This is a genomic window from Agathobaculum massiliense (assembly GCF_900291975.1).
Taxonomy (GTDB): domain Bacteria; phylum Bacillota; class Clostridia; order Oscillospirales; family Butyricicoccaceae; genus Agathobaculum; species Agathobaculum ammoniilyticum.
This window is the reverse complement of sequence record NZ_OMPN01000001.1, coordinates 2,957,501-2,971,736: the sequence shown is the minus strand read 5'-3', so window position 1 is coordinate 2,971,736 and position 14,236 is coordinate 2,957,501. Positions and strand designations below refer to the sequence as shown.

The following is a 14,236-nucleotide window of genomic DNA, read 5'->3' as shown; positions in this document are numbered from 1 at the left end:
TCAAGCCCTCTCTCAAAAGGCCAAATTCGAACGGCGATCAGGTAAAGTCGATCAATACCTTGAGCATGGACTTATCCTTGCTCGCTTTTTCGAACGCATCCATCGCCTGGTCGACCGGATAAACCGCGGAAACGACCTTGGCGAGCTGCTCGTTCATCGCACCGGAGTTAATAATCTTGGCCGCGCCCTCCATGCTGGTCATCGTGTGGTGACGCACGCCGAGCATCGAAGCCTCGTTATAGATAATGGTGTTGATGTCCGTGTTGAAGATGGTACCCTTGGGCGGCATGCCGACCTGGACCATCGTGCTGCCCTGCTTGATCAGGTTGAAGCAGGCGTCATAACCGCCCTGGAAGCCAGTGGCTTCAAACAGGATATCGAACTTGCCGCCGGCAATCGCGATGCACTGATCTACGAAGTCCGGAGCGGAAATATCGACTACGTCAAAGCCAAGCTCCTTGGCGATGCGGATACGGTCCTGATTGATCTCGGCCAGAACAACATGCCCCGCGCCGGAGAATTTGCACATCATGCCGATCAGCACGCCGATCGTGCCGGCGCCGGCGATGAATACGTCGTCGCCCGGACGGACGCCCGCGCGGCGGGTGTCGTGTACCGCAACGGTGAGCGGCTCGACCAGCGCGGCGATCTTCATATCAACGTCGTCATTGAACTTGATCAGGCGGTCGGCGTTTACCAGCATATACTGGGTGAACACGCCATCCATCGAGGTACCCATGATCTTAACGTTGGTACACAGGTTCTCGCGGCCCTCGTGGCAGCCCACGCAGGCGTTGCAGGGCTCGATGGTGTGGGAGCAGACCTTGTCGCCGACCTTGATGTCGGTACGCTCAGAGTTAATAGCGTAAACCTCGCCGCAGGCCTCATGACCCATCACAAGGGGCGGCTTGGCGGTCGGGTGCTGGCCCGCGAAAATATGTAAGTCAGAACCGCAGATGCCCGCATACTTGATGCGGACAACCGCCTGTCCGGGGCCGGGCTCCGGAATCGGCGACTCCACCGTTTCGACCTTGAAGAAATCGGTTAACAAAAGCTTTTTCATAATCAAGTATCCTCCTCAACTTGACGTCTGTTCCCAGCTACCATATTTCTGCTTCGCCAGAACCGGCGCGCCGCTTCCCTGTCTCCAGTCTCCGTTATCTTGTTCTGTTGGAAGCATCGCTTCCAACAGAACAAGGGGGTACCCCCTTGTTGTCGAAAAACGGGAAATCTTCGGCCACGGTTTCGGGAGCGGTTTCACACCCCCTACATAAAATAGACACCATCCTGCCGCCATATCCTTTACCAAGGTTCTTATCGCGCAACAATGGTTGTCCATCCCTCACGGCCATCGCCGTTCCGCCGCGCATGCGAAACACAAAAACAAGTGCCTGCTTTTGTTGTTTTTTCGCGCAGCAACACAATACAGTAGTTTTCTACAGCACAGTAATACTATAATTGTCCAGACAACGATTGTCAATACCCCACAAAAGAATTCACCACTCATTTCAGGTTTTTGTAGAGCGTGCAGAATATTCATTTAATTTTTTGTTAACATTTTCACAGAGCGTCAATTTCAATATGCATTGTCACAAATTTATCATTTCATTCTTGTTTATTTTTCACAATTTTATCGCAAGATATTTCATAATTCGGTGAAACTACTCGTCAAAAAAAATTATTTTTGTTTCCGAATTTTAATCTTGAAAAAAACCGTTTGCTTGACAACTATCCGGTATGTATTATAATGTCAGTGAGTGGTGGTTTCATTCCACGTTTTGATCCGGCGGCGCGGCCGCCGACGCCCTCCATCCTGTTATGTATGGAGGGTGTTTTCAAGTAGGTGGGAACGTTTCCGCCCAATCTGGTACCGCGGGCTGCGATACAAGCGATCTCCCTGCCTGTGGGCACAGAAAGTTCAATATTTTAAGGAGGTTTTGCTATGCAAATGACATTCCGCTGGTACGGCGAAGGCAACGACAGCGTTTCCCTGGCCGACATCAAGCAAATCCCCGGCGTTACCGGCATCGTATGGGCTCTGCACCATAAGCAGGCCGGTGAAATCTGGACGGTCGACGAGATCATGCATGAAAAGAAGATCATTGAGGACGCAGGCTTCAATATCGACGTCGTCGAATCGGTTAACGTACACGACGATATCAAGATCGGCCTGCCGACCCGTGATCAGTATATCGAAAATTACAAGATCACCCTGCGCAATCTGGCGCAGTGCGGCGTAAAGGTTGTTACCTATAACTTTATGCCCGTTTTCGATTGGACCCGCACCGACCTGTTCCACCCGCTGCCGGACGGTTCGACTGCGCTTTACTATGAAAAGTCGGTCATCCGCGAGGACGCCAAGGAAATGGCCGATTATATCCTCAAGGGCTGTAAGGGCTACACCATGCCCGGCTGGGAGCCTGAGCGCATGGCCCAGCTCGACGAGCTGTTTGAAAAGTACAAGCCCGTTACGAAAGAGAAGCTGTGGGAAAACCTGAAGTACTTCCTCGAAGCGATCATGCCGACCTGCGAGGAGACCGGCATCAAAATGGCCATCCATCAGGACGATCCCCCCTGGGACATCTTCGGCCTGCCGCGCCTGCTGGTCAACAAGGAAGCGATCGGCAAGTTCCTCAAAATGGTCGACCATCCGAACAACTGCCTGTGCCTGTGTTCCGGCTCACTCGGCGCCAACGAGAAGAACGACATCGCCGACATCATCCGCTCCTATTGCGACCGCATCGCGTTCGCGCACGTCCGCAACGTCAAGCACTATGAAAACGGCGACTTCTCTGAGGTTTCCCACCGCGACTGCGACGGCGATGTCGGCATCCTGGAAATCATGAAGGCCTATCACGACTGCGGTTTCGACGGCTATATGCGTCCCGACCACGGCCGCCACATCTGGAACGAGAAATGCCGCCCCGGCTACGGCCTGTACGACCGCGCGCTCGGCATCATGTATCTGTGGGGCGTTTGGGACATGCTGGAGAAACTGGAAGGAGCTCATTAAGCAATGAAACTTTCTATTGCATCTTTGAAAGATAAGGAAGCCTGGAAGGGCTATACTCTGCCGGCGTTTGACATTGAGGCTGTCGCGGCCAGGACCAAGGCTGCGCCGACTTGGCTGCATTTCGGCGCAGGCAACCTGTTCCGTGCGTTCCAGGCGGCTGTGGCCCAGCACCTGATCGGGAGCGGCGACATGGACACCGGCATCATCACCTGCGAGAGCTACGACGACGAGATCGTGACCAAGTGCTTCCACAAGGTAGACAACCTTACGGTTGCCGTTACCCTCGAGGCCGACGGCCGCATTGAAAAGGAAGTCATCGGCTCGGTTGCGGAAACCACCACCCTGCTGCATGACTTTGATCGCGTCAAGGAGATTTTTGCCGCCCCGTCCCTGCAGATGGTTTCGTTCACCATCACGGAAAAGGGCTACTCCCTGCGCAACGCCAAGCAGGAGCTTGTTCCGGCTGCTGTGGAGGACATGAAGAACGGTCCCTCCGCCTGCAAGTCTTTCATGGCGCAGCTCGCCACCCTGCTGCTGCACCGCATGCATACCTGCGGCAAGCCGCTCGCCATGGTTTCGATGGATAACTGCTCGCACAACGGCGCGAAGCTCCAGGGTGCGATCATGGAATTTGTCGACGCCTGGAAGAAGAACGGCCAGATCTCTGATGAAGAGTATGCTTATCTGACCGAAAAGGTTTCGTTCCCGTGGTCGATGATCGACAAGATCACTCCCCGTCCGGCTCCGGAGATTGCGGACCAGCTCGAGGCCGACGGTCTGGAGGATATGCACCCGTTCGTAACCAGCAAGAACACCTATATCGCGCCGTTCGTCAACGCCGAGCGCCCGCAGTACCTGGTTATCGAAAACGACTTCCCGAACGGCCGTCCGGCGCTGGACAAGGCCGGCGTTATCTTCACCGACCGCGACACGGTTAACAAGGTGGAAATGATGAAAGTCTGCACCTGCCTCAACCCGCCCCAGACCGCGCTGGCGGTTTATGGTTGCATGCTCGGCTATACCTCGATCGCTAAGGAAGTACAGGACCATGAGCTGTACACCCTGATCGACCGTATGTGCCACATCGAGGGCATGCCTGTTGTGGTTGACCCGGGCGTGCTCAGCCCGAAGGCGTTCCTCGACGAAGTGTTTGAGACCCGCCTGCCCAATCCGTTCATTCCGGACACCCCGCAGCGTATCGCAACCGATACTTCCCAGAAAGTTTCGATCCGCTTCGGCAACGCGATCAAGAATTACGACGCGATGGGTCCCGGCAAGGCTGCCGAGTTGAAGTATATCCCGCTGGTTCTGGCCGGCTGGTTGCGCTACCTGCTCGCGGTTGACGACGAGGGAAATGCGTTCCAGTGCAGTGCCGACCCGCTGCTCGCCTCCCTGCAGGAAAAACTGTCCGGCATCGAGCTGGGCAAGGCGGACGACGCCGCTGTCGCCAAGCTGGAGCCAATCCTGCACGACGCGTCTATTTTCGGCATCGACCTGTATGCCTGCGGCCTTGCGGATAAGGTCATCGGCTACTGGAAGGAAATGATGGCCGGCCCCGGCGCAATCCGGGCAACGCTCAAAAAGTATACTGCGTAAAAGAAATAAACAAAAGCTCCCGCACATCTGTGCGGGAGCTTTTGTTATCCATACCCATAAAAAAACACGGGCGCTTTGACGCCCGCGTTCATTCGTTATTCTTCCGCCGGAAGCGCTGCCAGCATTTGCTGTGCTTTCTTCGTCGGCCACAGCCAGTCCCGTCCCTTTTCAATCGTCTGCTCCAAATAAGCCCGCGCCATATTGGTTTCTCCCTGTGACAGATAGACGCGCGCCAGCAGCAGGCTGGTATTCACCCGAAAGAGCGCGGTGGTGCCGTTGCGGACCAGTTCACGCAGGTATGCGTCATCCTGGCACACACCAGTCAGCGCGTCGTAATGGCACTGCAGGATACGCACATTCTCTGCATAGCGCTTCTGTGCCGCCTCATCCTGCCGCTCCAGCAGTTCGCGCATCTTGTCCAGGCATTCCTTGCCCTTTTCTGCGTTTTCCATCCGGAAATGAATCAGGCCCTTGTTATTGAGCATCAGCAACGCCGCGCTGAGGCGTTCGCTTTCTTCCGTAACAACCGGCGCGCCGTCCAACAGGGCAAGCGCCTGATCGAATTCCCCGATCGCGGCATGGCCATCCGCCAGGTAAGCCCGAACCGTGACTTCGAGCGCGGGTGTCTTTTTCGCACGGGGCAGAAGCTTTTCAAACTTTTCCAGAAAGCGCTCAGGCTCAAGGTTCTGATACAGCCAGGCAAGCCGGTTCTGCAGGGCGCTCACCCCGTAGGACAGCGCCAGGATGTACAAAATTGCAAAGCCAATCACCAGAACAGCCAGCGCCAGCCAGAACGATATGCCCCGTTTTACCATATAGCCCGCCGCCGCCAACAGCGCAATACCGCCGACCGCCGGCAGAAGCATGTACTGCGGGAACAGCTTGACCAATTTCACCATAATGTAATCACTCCTAAACTCAACAGTTCTATTATACCGGTACCATGTTCAAATCGCAAGTCTTTTCATGCCTGTTTGCGACAATAACCCGTTAAAAAAGGCGGTGCAGCCGCAGCCGCCCGCCCTTTTGCAAGCATCTTTCCGTCCTACAAGGCAATATGGTGTGTTTTCCAGGGAGAATCCGGCTGACGGGAAGAAACCGGTCCCGTGCTGTCGCGCACGATCAGCTTTGCTTCCACGTCGATCACCCTTCCCTCCGGCGTCGGCGCCCCTTCGATCAGGTCCATCAGCAGGTTTACGCTAATCCGGCCTTTTTCCTCAATCTGCTGGCTGACCGTGGTCAGGCTTGGCGTCACCTGCTCCGACATTTGGATATTATCAAACCCGACAACCGAAATGTCCTGCGGAATCCGCATCCCGCGGTCATGAATGGTATCCAGCACACCGATCGCCATATAGTCAGACGCAACGAACAGCGCCGAAACATCCGGAAATTCGTTTAAGATCTGATTGGCGATCTGATAGCCCGAATCAATGGAGTTATACCCCTCGCGCACCATGCCAGGCAGGACCGCGTTCCCTTGCCGCGCCATACCGTCCAGATAAGCCCGGCGGCGCTCCTCGCTCGACGGCAGGAAGTGCGGACCGTTAATAAAGGCGATCCGCCTGTGTCCCAGCCCGAACAAATACTGCATCGCGCTCAGCGCGCCCATATAGTTATCGATGCAGACCTGATAGACCTGCTGCGACGCAGGCGACTTCCCGATCAGCACCAGCGGCACATGATGCTCCAGCAGCTCGTTGATATACGGCGTATGCTCATAAAGCGGACTGATGAGCAAAAGGCCATCCACCCTTTTCTGCAGCACCGCGTCAAAGGCTTCTTTCATGTCCCGACAGCAGAGCATCAACGCATAGTATCCCCGCTTCGTCATCGCTTTAAGAATGCCGCGTTGAATCTCCATATAGTACTGGTTCTGAAAAACGTAATCGATATCGTGCGGCACAACCACGCCGATCGTTCGGCTGCGCCGCTGTGACATGCTGCGCGCGTAAGCATTCGGCTGAAACTGGTGCTCGCGTATCACGCGGAGCACACGCTCTTTTGTTCCCGGCAATACATCTGATTTATTATTCAGCACGCGAGAAACCGTTGATTTGGAAACGCCCGCCTCTTTGGCAATTTCCGTGATCGTCATACTTTTCTTCAAGACCACTATCTCCTTTTCCCCGCCTCTCTCTCAATATAATTATACAGGCTTGACAAGAGCCAATCAATATATGATTCCCTGCTGCGGATATTTTCGTCAAATTTACTCTGTTTTGTTATTATACTTTGTGCATATTCTATATATTTTCTCCAGTTTGCCGCAACTGCTACTTCCTTTTTTGATAAAAATGAGGTATACTATTCCCATATTATCCTTGGAGACAAAAGAGGGCTTTCCATTGAAAGAATACCACATCACATCCAATGACAGCGGGCAGCGCTTGAACAAATTCCTTGGCAAAACAGTTCCCCTGCTTTCCGGCGGGCAGATGCATAAATACCTGCGCCTTAAGCGCATCAAGATCAATGGGAAGCGCACCGAGGCCAGCTACAAGCTCATAGCGGGCGACGTGGTGCAGCTTTATCTGAACGACAGCTACTTTGACGCACCCCAAGAGGAGGATGCCTACCGGCATATTTCACACCCCCGCGTCCGTGTGGTCTATGAGGACAGCCATATCCTCCTTGCCGATAAGGCGCCCGGTATGGTGGTGCATGCGGACGAGCGCGGCGGCACAGATACGCTGATCGCCCATATTCAGGCCTATCTGTATCAGTCCGGCGCCTGGGAGCCGTCCGCCGCCGCATCCTTCGCCCCCGCGCTGTGCAACCGCATTGACCGCAACACTGGCGGCATCGTAATTGCCGCGAAAACGGCCGAGGCGCTGCGTATCCTGAACGACAGGATCAAATCCCGTGAACTCGAGAAACGCTATCTGTGCGTTGTTCACGGCCGTCCACAGCCAGCCGAAGGGCTGATCGAAAACTATCTGCGCCGCGACGAGACGCGCAAGCAGGTCACCCTGCACAGCACACGCGTCCCCGGTGCCAAAACCGCGCGCACCCGTTACCGGACGCTCGCTTCCAGCGGCCGACTTTCCCTTGTCGAATGCGAGCTGCTCACCGGCCGCACCCATCAGATTCGGGCGCACATGGCCTCGATCGGCTGTCCGCTGTTAGGCGATGGCAAATACGGCGTAAATGAGCGCAACCGTCCTTACGGCGAATTCGGCCAAGCATTGTATGCCTATTCGCTGTCCTTCCATTTCCAAACGGATGCCGGCGCGCTTTCCTATCTGGATGGGAAAACCTTTACCGTGCAGGACGTCCCTTTCGTCCAAAAATATTTCCCTGAATACCACCTATAGCAAAGCAGCAGCCCACAGGCTGCTGCTTTGTTTTTAATCGAAAATATTTTCCTTATACGTTCCATCCTCAATGGCCTGCACCGTTGCATCCGACAGGTTGCTGTAAACCATGCCGGGCTCCAGCGTGATGCCCTTGACCGCGGCCAGCTCGGAAACCGTAACGAACGCATACGTTTTGTCCGTGCGGCTCTGCAGCTCGTCAATGGCTGCCAACACGCCTGGCAGGGTACCCTGCCAGATATCGTGCATCAGCACGATATCGCCGTCCTCGACCTCGTTGATGATATGGTCTTTCACACTCTCCGGATCGGTCTTGGTGCTCCAATCCAGCGTATCAACGCTCCAGTTGATGATCGGCAGACCGAGCGCTTTCATCTGCTCCTTGACCGTGTCGTTGACGCCGCCGCCGACCGGACGCATGACCGTCGGCTTTTGGCCGGTATACGATTCGATCAATTCGCTGTTGGACTCCACCTCGTCGCGCACGGTCGCCGCGTCCAGATGTGTCAGGCGGCTCATCGGATGCGTCATGGTGTGGTTGCCCAGCTCATGCCCATCCGCAAGGTACTGCTCCATATGGCTGTGGAAGTCCTTGATGCGGTAGCCACACATGAAGAATGTCGCATGGACATTGCGCTTTTTCAGCTCCTCCAGAAGCGTTGCCGTGTAACCGTTCGGATAGGTGTCCGTAGCGCCGGTCGGCCCATCGTCAAAGGTCAAGGCAACATATACGTCGGCCTCTGGGATATCTCCGCCGACCGCGTCGGTCAGCGCGCTTTTCATGGTATCGAGATATGCCTTTTGGCTGTCAAAGCCCTCCAGCGAGCCTTTTGTGAACGCAAAAGTACCCTCTTCATCCGCAAGGTCGGTATAGTTTCTGCCGACCAGCGCCGCAAACAGGGGCGCTGAAACATAGAAACGCCCGTTTTCATCCGTATGAACCTTGATATCGTCCCCCTTCACGCGGTCCCCGCCAACCTTGGTCTTGGCATTGTCCCGCACGGTGGACTGAATCCCGTCATAGTTGATCGTCCATTCGGCGCTCCCGTCAAACTCCGCGGTCCCGCCCAGCGTCGTAATCGCGGCCTTGAGCGGAACATAGCGCAGCCCATCCTGCTCGATCACGGCGGCGCCCAGCCGCTCCCCGTCCTGCACCATCTGCGCGGACTGCCCGCCCCGCACAAGCTTATCTGAGCCGACACGCATCAGCACACTGGTTTGCTGCAACGTCTGCTGAGACGGGCCAAGCTTTTCCAAAGCCTTCTCCGCGATCTCGTTCAGCTTATCCTCTTTCAGCTCTTTTTTGGATTTCGTGAGTACAACCAGATCTCCCTGCCCGCTTCCCAAATCATTTACCTGCAGGGACAACGCCCGGCAGAATTCCTTTGCCGGAACATACGCGGTCCCATCCGACAGGCGCGGTACCAGAGCCATAGTCTGCGCCGTCTCGTTCACGCGCAGCGATGTGCTGTCAATCTGCGCCTGTACCGTCAGTTTATTATCACTGACTGTGATCGTTTTTGTGGCCTGATCCCAAGTAAGGGAAAATTCAAGATTGTCACAGACCGGTTTGACCGGAACATAAGCATTCCCGTTCTGATCCCGAAACGGCGCCGCGCTGCCCAGATCGACCACATCATCACCCAGCAGCGCCTTGCCGTTATTCATTTGAAGCACCAGTTGATTCTGGCTTCCTCCAAAAATCGCGCCGGAAATTCCTTTCACGATATGAAACGCGACAGGGATCGCAATGACGATCACTAGAATCAATGCAATCAGCACACCCCAGTGGCTATTCCGGCGGCGGCGTCTATGACGGCGGTATCGAGACCGGTACGCCGTTTGATAAGACATGCCTCATTCATTCCTTCCTACCTAATATCAATTGCTACATACTACCAATACCGTATTATAACACATAACCCATGCAAAAACAGTTACAGTATCGTTACTATTCGCCCTTTTTCGACAGCACCGCGTCGGTTAAGAGCTGTACGCCCACTCCAAGCAGATGCGGTCCCACATACGCGCCCAGGGTACAGTCGATCTCGCCCTCCATGAAATTTTCAAAATCAGGTAGGCTTTTCTGCGCCAGGCTGCGGATCACCTTCAATTCCTCCGGCGCGTCCCCATGCGCGACAGCCAAATTGAAGCGTGCGCCGCGCGGCACCAGGGCTGTGGCCATCCGCACCATCTGATCGACCGCCGCTTTTCTCCCACGGATCTTCGCCACACTGATCAGTTCCCCGTCAGGCGCAAAGGAGAGGATCGGCTTGATCTGTAGCATTGTCCCCGCAACCGCCGTGATCTTGCCTACTCTGCCGCCTTTCTGCAGATATTCCAGCGTATCGACACAAAAGAAAACATGCGTTGCCCGCATCAAGGGCGGGATGGCCCGCAGCAGCTCCGGCCAAGTCCAGCCCTCCTCGATCCAGCGGGCCGCCTGTAGCACGGTCATACCTGTGCCAAGCGAACCGCTCAACGTATCAAAGGCGGCAATCTCTAGGCCCACGGTCTGCTCGCCGATCAGCCGGATCAAATTATGCGTCCCACTGAGGCCGCTTGAAAAATTAATTGCAAGGACCTTCGTATAGCCTGCCTGCCGGATGCGCTCCAAGGTATCTGACACCTGTCCCCCGTCGGGCAGCGTTGTCTTCGGGATCTCCTTTTTGAGCCGGCGATACACCTCAACGGCACTAATATCCACGCCATCGGCATATTCCCCATCAGAAAAGATGAGCTTGAGCGGCACGACAAAAATACCGTATTTGCGGATATCCGCCTGCGAAATATCCGCACAGGAGTCGGTAAGCAAAGCGATCTTCTGTTGATTCATAACTCCTCCTGCTGCTTAAAGTTCCTCGCCCGCGCTCCAATTAATCAAGTGCGGCGAAATTGTCTTTCTGCGCTCCTGCGGCGGGACGACCTTCACGCCGAAAAAATCATACCATTGGCCACACGCGTCACACTGCCAGGCGGTCGCTTCCGTTTCATCCATAATATAAATCTCGTTACCACATTCACAGGCCAAAATCGTCATACAGGATACCCCTTTCGATATCACGCCCTCAAAATATTGTATATAGTATATCACACTTCTAACACGAAGTCATCCACAGTATTCCCAAATAAGAAAGCCCCGCCGCACAAAGCAGCAGGGCTTTTTGGAGCTGTTGATCAGAGTTGAACTGACGACCTCATCCTTACCAAGGATGCACTCTACCTACTGAGCTACAACAGCATAATACAAAACGGCGATCAAACAGTCGCCGTTTTGTAATGGCGACCCGGATGGGACTTGAACCCACGGCCTCCAGCGTGACAGGCTGGCGCTCTAACCAACTGAGCTACCGGGCCAAATATAAAATTTGGTGGGCCTTCGGGGACTCGAACCCGGGACCGACCGGTTATGAGCCGGTTGCTCTAACCAACTGAGCTAAAGGCCCATATCAACATGGAGTGATAGCACTTTGCCGCCACCATAATATGTGGCGGCAAAGCCTTATCAAATGGCTCCTCAAGTTGGACTCGAACCAACGACCCTGCGGTTAACAGCCGCATGCTCTACCAACTGAGCTATTGAGGAATATCAAGCGAATCCTTTACTGGATTCGCTGATGTGCGCATCGAGTTATCTTTCCAGGCCGTCGCCAGCCAAGTATTGTCACCGTAAATGAGCTTAACTACTGTGTTCGGAATGGGAACAGGTGTACCCTCATCACCATAGATACGCACTATATCGAGAAATGCTCCAGGCATTTACTCACCTTGTAAAACATACCACATCGCCGCCATCTTGTCAACCGTCAAAGATGGTGACCCGTGGGGGAATCGAACCCCCGTTTGCGGCGTGAGAGGCCGCCGTCTTAACCGCTTGACCAACGGGCCATTTCCAGCCTGCTTCCGGTATGCTTGCCGGCTCCACCGTGGGACTGAACTCGGCCAATCCCACAGCGCACCGTTTCTGGTACACCATCACGGGCTCGAACCGTGGACCCACTGATTAAGAGTCAGTTGCTCTACCAACTGAGCTAATGGTGCATGCTTCTCCTTGAAAAGAAATTTTCTTTTCGCAGAAACAGAAGGTCTTACACCTTGAAAACTGAACAATAACTATGGCAAACAAAGAGTAAAATCTGAGATTGCCTCTAATATGAGGTCAAGCCCTCGGCCTATTAGTATCAGTCCGCTGCATACATTACTGCACTTCCACTCCTGACCTATCAACCTTGTAGTCTACAAGGGGCCTTACTCCATAAAGGATGGGAACACTTATCTCGAGGGGAGTTTCACGCTTAGATGCCTTCAGCGTTTATCTCGTCCGTACTTAGCTACCCAGCTATGCCCCTGGCGGAACAACTGGTGCACCAGCGGTACGTCCATCCCGGTCCTCTCGTACTAAGGACAGCTCCTCTCAATATTCCTGCGCCCGCAACAGATAGGGACCGAACTGTCTCACGACGTTCTGAACCCAGCTCGCGTACCGCTTTAATTGGCGAACAGCCAAACCCTTGGGACCGAATTCAGCCCCAGGATGCGATGAGCCGACATCGAGGTGCCAAACCTCCCCGTCGATGTGGACTCTTGGGGGAGATCAGCCTGTTATCCCCAGGGTAGCTTTTATCCGTTGAGCGACGGCATTTCCATTCACATACCGCCGGATCACTAACTCCAACTTTCGTTACTGCTCGAACCGTCATTCTCGCAGTTAGGCTCGTTTATGCGTTTACACTCAGTGCACGATTTCCGTCCGTGCTGAACGAACCTTTGAGCGCCTCCGTTACTCTTTAGGAGGCGACCGCCCCAGTCAAACTGCCCACCTGACAGTGTCCCCCGACCAGATTCATGGCCGCAGGTTAGAATCCCAATATCCCAAGAGTGGTATCCCAAGGTTGCCTCCACAAATGCTGGCGCACTTGCTTCCCAGGCTCCCACCTATCCTGTACATGGAATACCGAGATCCAATATCAAGCTACAGTGAAGCTCCATGGGGTCTTTCCGTCTAGTTGCGGGAAACCGGCATCTTCACCGGTACTACAATTTCGCCGGGCGGGCTGTTGAGACAGTGCCCAAATCGTTACGCCATTCGTGCGGGTCAGAACTTACCTGACAAGGAATTTCGCTACCTTAGGACCGTTATAGTTACGGCCGCCGTTTACTGGGGCTTAAGTTCGCACCTTCGCTTGCGCTAAGCACTCCCCTTAACCTTCCAGCACCGGGCAGGCGTCACCCCCTATACGTCATCTTTCGATTTAGCAGAGAGCTGTGTTTTTGCTAAACAGTCGCTTGGGCCTTTTCACTGCGGCCTGCTCTCGCAGGCGCCCCTTATCCCGAAGTTACGGGGCCAATTTGCCGAGTTCCTTAACAACCCTTCTCCCGTTGGCCTTAGAATACTCATCCCATCTACCTGTGTCGGTTTGCGGTACGGGCACCTTAGTATACACATAAGCTTTTCTCGTCTCTCACGCCAGTTACTTCCCTACTAAATTTCGGTCCCTTACGCCCGGGGCAACCATCGCCCGGGTTAACCTTAATGAAAGCGTCCCTTATGCTTAAAGTTCGGTGGTTACGGAATTTCTACCGTATGTGCATCGACTACGCCTTTCGGCCTCGCCTTAGCTCCCGACTAACCTTGGGCGGACGAACCTTCCCCAAGAAACCTTAGATTTTCGGCCATTATGATTCTCACATAATTCTCGCTACTTATTCCGGCATTCTCACTCGTATAAAATCCACCAGTGCTTCCGCTCTGACTTCGCCTCTTATACGACGCTCCCCTACCCAATGCATTACTGCAATGCCTAAGCTTCGGTTGAACGCTTAGCCCCGTTACATTTTCTGCGCAAAACCACTCGACCAGTGAGCTATTACGCACTCTTTGAATGAGTGGCTGCTTCTAAGCCAACATCCTGGTTGTCTTCGCAGTTTCACATCATTTTCCACTTAGCGTTCATTTGGGACCTTAGCTGTAGATCTGGGCTGTTTCCCTTTTGACCACGAGACTTATCTCACGTAGTCTGACTGCTATTCATCAATTAGCCGGCATTCAGAGTTTGATAGGGTTCGGTAACCTCGCGGCCCCTAGCCCATTCAGTGCTTTACCTCCGGTAATCTAAAATAACGCTAGCCCTAAAGCTATTTCGGGGAGAACCAGCTATCTCCGAGTTCGATTGGAATTTCTCCGCTATCCACAAGTCATCCCCGGCTTTTTCAACAGACGTGGGTGCGGCCCTCCACGGTGTCTTACCACCGCTTCAGCCTGCTCATGGATAGGTCACCCGGTTTCGGGTCTAATACCTGCAACTTCATA

Annotated in this window: 9 protein-coding genes, 6 tRNA genes and 2 rRNA genes (1 of these 17 only partly in view); 3 read left to right on the top strand and 14 right to left on the bottom strand. The window is 54.2% G+C overall.

Translation table 11 applies throughout. From position 1 onward, the window contains the following. Nucleotides 1-37: 37 nt before the first annotated feature. Nucleotides 38-1,063: a zinc-dependent alcohol dehydrogenase gene (locus tag DBQ51_RS15055; protein ID WP_054327276.1), complete on the bottom strand. Its 1,026-nt coding sequence runs from the start codon at nucleotides 1,061-1,063 to the stop codon at nucleotides 38-40. A gap of 879 nt (nucleotides 1,064-1,942) precedes the next feature. Here DBQ51_RS15055 and uxuA point away from each other — a divergent pair. Together uxuA and DBQ51_RS15045 are read left to right on the top strand one after the other, a co-directional pair. Then, entirely contained in the window at nucleotides 1,943-3,013 is a 1,071-nt protein-coding gene (gene uxuA / locus DBQ51_RS15050; RefSeq protein ID WP_054327274.1) for a mannonate dehydratase, read from the top strand. 3 nt (nucleotides 3,014-3,016) lie between these two features. Beyond that, nucleotides 3,017-4,609 carry a mannitol dehydrogenase family protein gene (locus tag DBQ51_RS15045; RefSeq protein ID WP_107631961.1) on the top strand — a complete coding sequence of 531 codons (1,593 nt, stop codon included), beginning with the start codon at nucleotides 3,017-3,019 and terminating at the stop codon, nucleotides 4,607-4,609. A gap of 95 nt (nucleotides 4,610-4,704) precedes the next feature. Here the strand turns inward: DBQ51_RS15045 and DBQ51_RS15040 are convergent, their stop codons facing one another. After that, complete coding sequence (locus tag DBQ51_RS15040) at nucleotides 4,705-5,508, bottom strand: hypothetical protein (RefSeq protein ID WP_107631960.1); 804 nt, start codon at nucleotides 5,506-5,508, stop codon at nucleotides 4,705-4,707. A gap of 146 nt (nucleotides 5,509-5,654) precedes the next feature. Then, nucleotides 5,655-6,719: a LacI family DNA-binding transcriptional regulator gene (locus tag DBQ51_RS15035; protein WP_107631959.1), complete on the bottom strand. Its 1,065-nt coding sequence runs from the start codon at nucleotides 6,717-6,719 to the stop codon at nucleotides 5,655-5,657. A gap of 238 nt (nucleotides 6,720-6,957) precedes the next feature. Here DBQ51_RS15035 and DBQ51_RS15030 point away from each other — a divergent pair, with 238 nt between their 5' ends. Then, nucleotides 6,958-7,926, top strand: a complete 969-nt coding sequence (locus DBQ51_RS15030; RefSeq protein ID WP_107631958.1) for an RluA family pseudouridine synthase — start codon at nucleotides 6,958-6,960, stop codon at nucleotides 7,924-7,926. A 33-nt stretch (nucleotides 7,927-7,959) separates the two neighbouring features. On the opposite strand, the gene DBQ51_RS15025 is transcribed toward DBQ51_RS15030, so the two are convergent. The 11 genes from DBQ51_RS15025 to DBQ51_RS14975 form a co-directional block, all read right to left on the bottom strand. Beyond that, nucleotides 7,960-9,780, bottom strand: a complete 1,821-nt coding sequence (locus tag DBQ51_RS15025; RefSeq protein ID WP_107631957.1) for a polysaccharide deacetylase family protein — start codon at nucleotides 9,778-9,780, stop codon at nucleotides 7,960-7,962. A 97-nt stretch (nucleotides 9,781-9,877) separates the two neighbouring features. Further along, nucleotides 9,878-10,762 (bottom strand): DegV family protein, encoded by an 885-nt coding sequence (locus tag DBQ51_RS15020; RefSeq protein ID WP_107631956.1) that lies wholly within the window; start codon nucleotides 10,760-10,762, stop codon nucleotides 9,878-9,880. A gap of 15 nt (nucleotides 10,763-10,777) precedes the next feature. Beyond that, complete coding sequence (locus DBQ51_RS15015) at nucleotides 10,778-10,966, bottom strand: hypothetical protein (protein WP_054327261.1); 189 nt, start codon at nucleotides 10,964-10,966, stop codon at nucleotides 10,778-10,780. A 125-nt stretch (nucleotides 10,967-11,091) separates the two neighbouring features. Continuing rightward, nucleotides 11,092-11,167, bottom strand: a tRNA-Thr gene (locus tag DBQ51_RS15010). Between the two features lie 39 nt (nucleotides 11,168-11,206). Further along, nucleotides 11,207-11,283 (bottom strand) — tRNA-Asp (locus tag DBQ51_RS15005). A gap of 12 nt (nucleotides 11,284-11,295) precedes the next feature. After that, nucleotides 11,296-11,372 (bottom strand) — tRNA-Ile (locus DBQ51_RS15000). 64 nt (nucleotides 11,373-11,436) lie between these two features. Further along, a tRNA-Asn gene (locus DBQ51_RS14995) sits at nucleotides 11,437-11,512 on the bottom strand. 32 nt (nucleotides 11,513-11,544) lie between these two features. Continuing rightward, nucleotides 11,545-11,661, bottom strand: a 5S ribosomal RNA gene (rrf, locus tag DBQ51_RS14990). Nucleotides 11,662-11,739: 78 nt separating this feature from the next. Beyond that, nucleotides 11,740-11,814 (bottom strand) — tRNA-Glu (locus tag DBQ51_RS14985). Between the two features lie 77 nt (nucleotides 11,815-11,891). Beyond that, nucleotides 11,892-11,967 (bottom strand) — tRNA-Lys (locus DBQ51_RS14980). Nucleotides 11,968-12,081: 114 nt separating this feature from the next. Next, nucleotides 12,082-14,236, bottom strand: a 23S ribosomal RNA gene (locus DBQ51_RS14975) (it continues 688 nt past the right edge of the window).

Excerpts from the sequence above, each read along its gene's own strand:
- DBQ51_RS15020 (WP_107631956.1), bottom strand. The coding sequence starts at position 10,762 with ATGAATCAACAGAAGATCGCTTTGCTTACCGACTCCTGTGCGGATATT.
- DBQ51_RS15055 (WP_054327276.1), bottom strand. The coding sequence starts at position 1,063 with ATGAAAAAGCTTTTGTTAACCGATTTCTTCAAGGTCGAAACGGTGGAG.
- uxuA (WP_054327274.1), top strand. The coding sequence starts at position 1,943 with ATGCAAATGACATTCCGCTGGTACGGCGAAGGCAACGACAGCGTTTCC.
- DBQ51_RS15015 (WP_054327261.1), bottom strand. The coding sequence starts at position 10,966 with ATGACGATTTTGGCCTGTGAATGTGGTAACGAGATTTATATTATGGAT.
- DBQ51_RS15045 (WP_107631961.1), top strand. The coding sequence starts at position 3,017 with ATGAAACTTTCTATTGCATCTTTGAAAGATAAGGAAGCCTGGAAGGGC.
- DBQ51_RS15040 (WP_107631960.1), bottom strand. The coding sequence starts at position 5,508 with ATGGTGAAATTGGTCAAGCTGTTCCCGCAGTACATGCTTCTGCCGGCG.
- DBQ51_RS15025 (WP_107631957.1), bottom strand. The coding sequence starts at position 9,780 with ATGTCTTATCAAACGGCGTACCGGTCTCGATACCGCCGTCATAGACGC.